The following is a 3495-nucleotide window of genomic DNA, read 5'->3' as shown; positions in this document are numbered from 1 at the left end:
GCCCGGACCGGCTTCCCGGACCGGCCGGGTCGGTCCCGCCGGATCACGCCGGCCCGGCCGGGTCGGCGGCCAGCCTGCGGAGGGGTTCGTCGGTGAGGCGGTACACGGTCCACTCGTCCATCGCCTCGGCCCCGAGCGAGGTGTAGAACCCGACGGCCGGGTTCCAGTCGAGCACCCACCATTCCAGGCGCGCGTACCCGTGGCGGACGCACTCCCCGGCCAGCGCCGCGAGCAGCGCCCTGCCGAGGCCGGTTCCCCGGGCCTCCGGACGCACGAACAGGTCCTCGAGGTAGATGCCGTGCACGCCGCGCCAGGTGGAGAAGTTGAGGAACCAGAGGGCGAACCCGACGATCCGGCCGTCCACCTCCGCGACGTGCCCGTAGAGGGCGGGCGCGGGGCCGAACAGCGCGGTGCGCAGTTGCCCGGCGGTGAGGTGGCACTCCTGCGGGGCCTTCTCGTACTCGGCGAGTTCATGGACGAGGGTGACGACGGTCTCGACGTCGGCGTCCCGGACACGGCGGATGCGGTGGTCCACGGAGGGCTCCTCGGCGGCGGGTGACGGGTCCCCGTGAGCCTAGAACTCCGCGTCCGGCACGGATGTCGCCCGGTTCGGGGTGTCCCCGGCCGTCAGGACGGCGGAACGTTCAGGTGGCGGATCTGCGGAACGCCCCGCTGGCTTCCCAGCACGGTGATACTGGCCGGGTCGAACCGGAAGAAGCGCCCCGCCGCGGTGTCCAGCTCCAGCCAGCGGCTGATCAGGACCCGGCCGAAGTCGTCGTGGCCGACCAGCACCACCGGACGGTCGGACAGGGTCGACCGCAGGCGGCCCAGCACCCGGTCGGCCCGGGCGCGGACCGCGTCGGCGCTCTCCCCACCCGGGATCGGGTGCGTCCACACCGTCCAGCCCGGGACCCGCTCCCGGATCTCCGGGGTGGTCATCCCCTCGAAGTCGCCGTAGTCCCACTCGACGAGGTCCTCGCTGACCTCGCTGACCTCCAGACCGGCGAGCTCGGCGGTGTGCCGGGCACGGCGCAGGGGGCTGCTCAGCACGACCGCCGACGAGTCGTCGGACATCAGCGCGTAGGTCCGCCCCGCGGCGTGGGCCTGCCGTTCACCGACCGCGGTCAGCGGCAGATCGGTCCGCCCGGCGTGTCTGCCGGTGGCGGACCACTCGGTGTGCCCGTGGCGCAGGAGGAACAACGGGTGCTCGTGCGGGCCGGCGATCACGCCCGCAATATAGTCGCCCACACCCGATCGTGGGTGCCTGATCGGGTGGCCTGTCGCGGGCGGTGCCTCACGCGCCGGACGGCGCGTACGCGGCCCGCAGCGCGTCGTAGCGGGCCAGGCAGTCCTCGTAGCGGGGGAGGATCCCGTCCCGCCGGGCCTCGGCCAGGGTGGGTGCGGCGGCGTCCTTGTCGGACAGCACGGGCTCCGTGTCCGCGGGCCACGGCAGTCCCAGGGCCGGATCCAGCGGGTTCACGCCGTGCTCGGCGGCGGGGTTGTACCCGGTGGAGCACAGGTAGGCCAGGACCGTGTCGTCCTCCAGCGCGAGGAAGGCGTGGCCGAGGCCCTCGGCGAGATAGACGCCCCGGAAGTCGGTGCTGTCCAGCCGGACGGCCGCGTGCCTGCCGAACGTCGGGGACCCGACCCGCACGTCCACCACGACGTCGAGCAGCGCGCCGCGGGGGCAGTACACGTACTTCGCCTGACCCGGGGGTGTGTCGGCGAAGTGCACACCACGGACGACACCCGCGTGCGAGACGCTGTGGTTCGTCTGCGCCACCGACAGCGGATGGCCGACGGCGCGGAGGAACGCGGGCTCCTGGAACGGTGCGACGAACAGGCCCCTCCGGTCGGGAAAGACCGGGGGGACGAACTCGTAGGCGTCGGCCACGGGCAGCTCGCGCACGTCCATGCCGCGAGCATAGCGGCGGCACTCCCGCGGCCGGGAAGCCCGTCAAGCCGGACGTTCGTCTTGTGTTTTTGGTCCTGACCAGCGAATATCGGTCACGGTTCTGTGACGTCGACCGCACCCCCGCGACACCGGGGGCGGCCGGAGTGGCACACTGGACGAACCGCCGCGTCCGCGGCCACGGTGCGATGACGGACCGAACCTCAGCACCGGCCTCGACGGACGCCTCGTCGGCGACGGGCGCCACAGCGCCGTACTCGCCGTGGTACGAGCCCACATCACTGGGGATGCCATCGTCGATGGCCCCCGTTCTCTCTTCAGCCCTGGAGATTGACGTGTCCCAAGCTCAGGTGAGCGACGACGACATCTTCGCCGGTCACGAGGGTGGCAAACTCTCGATGACCGCGACCCGCCCGATCGCGCAGGCGCGCGACCTGTCCATCGCCTACACCCCCGGGGTAGCGAAGGTGAGCCGCGCGATCGCCGAGGACGAGACGCTGGCCCGGCGCTACACCTGGGCCGACCGCCTCGTCGCGGTCGTGAGCGACGGCACGGCGGTACTCGGGCTCGGTGACATCGGGGCGCGGGCGTCGCTGCCCGTGATGGAGGGCAAGTCGGTGCTGTTCAAGACCTTCGCGGGTCTGGACTCGATCCCGCTGGTGCTGGACACGACCGATGTCGACCAGGTCGTCGAGACACTGGTCCGGCTGCGGCCCTCGTTCGGTGCGGTCAACCTGGAGGACGTGTCCGCGCCGCGCTGTTTCGAGCTGGAGGACCGGCTCAAGGACGCGCTCGACTGCCCGGTGATGCACGACGACCAGCACGGCACGGCCATCGTGGTGCTCGCCGCGCTGCGGGGCGCCAACATGGTGCTCGACCGGTCCATCGCCGACCAGCGGGTCGTCGTGTCCGGTGCGGGGGCCGCCGGGGTGGCCTGCACCCGGATCCTGCAGGCGGCCGGGGTCGCCGACATCACCCTGCTCGACTCGAAGGGCATCCTGCACCCGGACCGGGAGGGGCTGACCCCGATCAAGGCCGAGCTCGCGGAGACGACGAACAACCGCGGGCTCACCGGCGGCATCGCCGAGGCGCTCGACGGTGCCGATGTGTTCCTCGGCCTGTCCAGTGGCCACGTGGACGAGGACCTGCTCAGCAGGATGGCACCCGATCCGATCGTGTTCGCCCTGTCGAACCCCGACCCGGAGGTGCATCCGGACGTCGCCCGCCGGTACTCGACGGTCGTCGCGACCGGGCGCAGCGACTTCCCGAACCAGATCAACAACGTGCTGGCCTTCCCCGGAATCTTCCGGGGTGCGCTGGACGCCGGTGCCCGGGCGATCACGGAGAACATGAAGCTGGCGGCGGCCGAGGCGATCGTCTCGGTGGCCGCCGACGAGCTGGCGCCCGACCACATCGTCCCGAGCCCGCTCGACCCCAGGGTGGCCGGTGAGGTGGCGGCCGCGGTGGCGAAGGCCGCCGAGTCGGACGGTGTGGCCACCGGCCCTCCGGAGTGGGAGGCGTAACGGTCCGGTCCACCGGGTCCCGCGTGCGCGCCGGGTGTGGCGTCGCGCGCGGGACCGGGG

The 3495-nt window shown here is 72.4% G+C and carries 4 protein-coding genes; 1 reads left to right on the top strand and 3 read right to left on the bottom strand.

Going from position 1 to position 3495, the window contains the following annotated elements; genetic code table 11:
* Nucleotides 1–43: 43 nt before the first annotated feature.
* The 3 genes from ACTIR_RS0118920 to ACTIR_RS0118910 form a co-directional block, all read right to left on the bottom strand.
* Entirely contained in the window at nucleotides 44–535 is a 492-nt protein-coding gene (locus ACTIR_RS0118920) for a GNAT family N-acetyltransferase (RefSeq protein ID WP_026455448.1), read from the bottom strand.
* A gap of 92 nt (nucleotides 536–627) precedes the next feature.
* Nucleotides 628–1227, bottom strand: a complete 600-nt coding sequence (locus ACTIR_RS0118915) for a histidine phosphatase family protein (protein ID WP_026455447.1) — start codon at nucleotides 1225–1227, stop codon at nucleotides 628–630.
* Nucleotides 1228–1294: 67 nt separating this feature from the next.
* Entirely contained in the window at nucleotides 1295–1915 is a 621-nt protein-coding gene (locus ACTIR_RS0118910) for a dTDP-4-dehydrorhamnose 3,5-epimerase family protein (protein WP_026455446.1), read from the bottom strand.
* A 296-nt stretch (nucleotides 1916–2211) separates the two neighbouring features.
* Here ACTIR_RS0118910 and ACTIR_RS0118905 point away from each other — a divergent pair, with 296 nt between their 5' ends.
* On the top strand, nucleotides 2212–3435 hold the full coding sequence (locus tag ACTIR_RS0118905) for an NAD(P)-dependent malic enzyme (RefSeq protein ID WP_199285653.1): 1224 nt from the start codon (nucleotides 2212–2214) through the stop codon (nucleotides 3433–3435).
* Nucleotides 3436–3495 lie beyond the last annotated feature (60 nt).

Origin of the sequence: Saccharomonospora iraqiensis subsp. iraqiensis (genome assembly GCF_000430445.1) — a bacterium.
Taxonomy (GTDB): domain Bacteria; phylum Actinomycetota; class Actinomycetes; order Mycobacteriales; family Pseudonocardiaceae; genus Saccharomonospora; species Saccharomonospora iraqiensis.
The sequence above is the reverse complement of the archived record's forward strand: the minus strand, read 5'-3'. Positions and strand labels throughout refer to the sequence as shown.

Excerpts from the sequence above, each read along its gene's own strand:
- ACTIR_RS0118910 (WP_026455446.1), bottom strand. The coding sequence starts at position 1,915 with ATGGACGTGCGCGAGCTGCCCGTGGCCGACGCCTACGAGTTCGTCCCC.
- ACTIR_RS0118905 (WP_199285653.1), top strand. The coding sequence starts at position 2,212 with ATGGCCCCCGTTCTCTCTTCAGCCCTGGAGATTGACGTGTCCCAAGCT.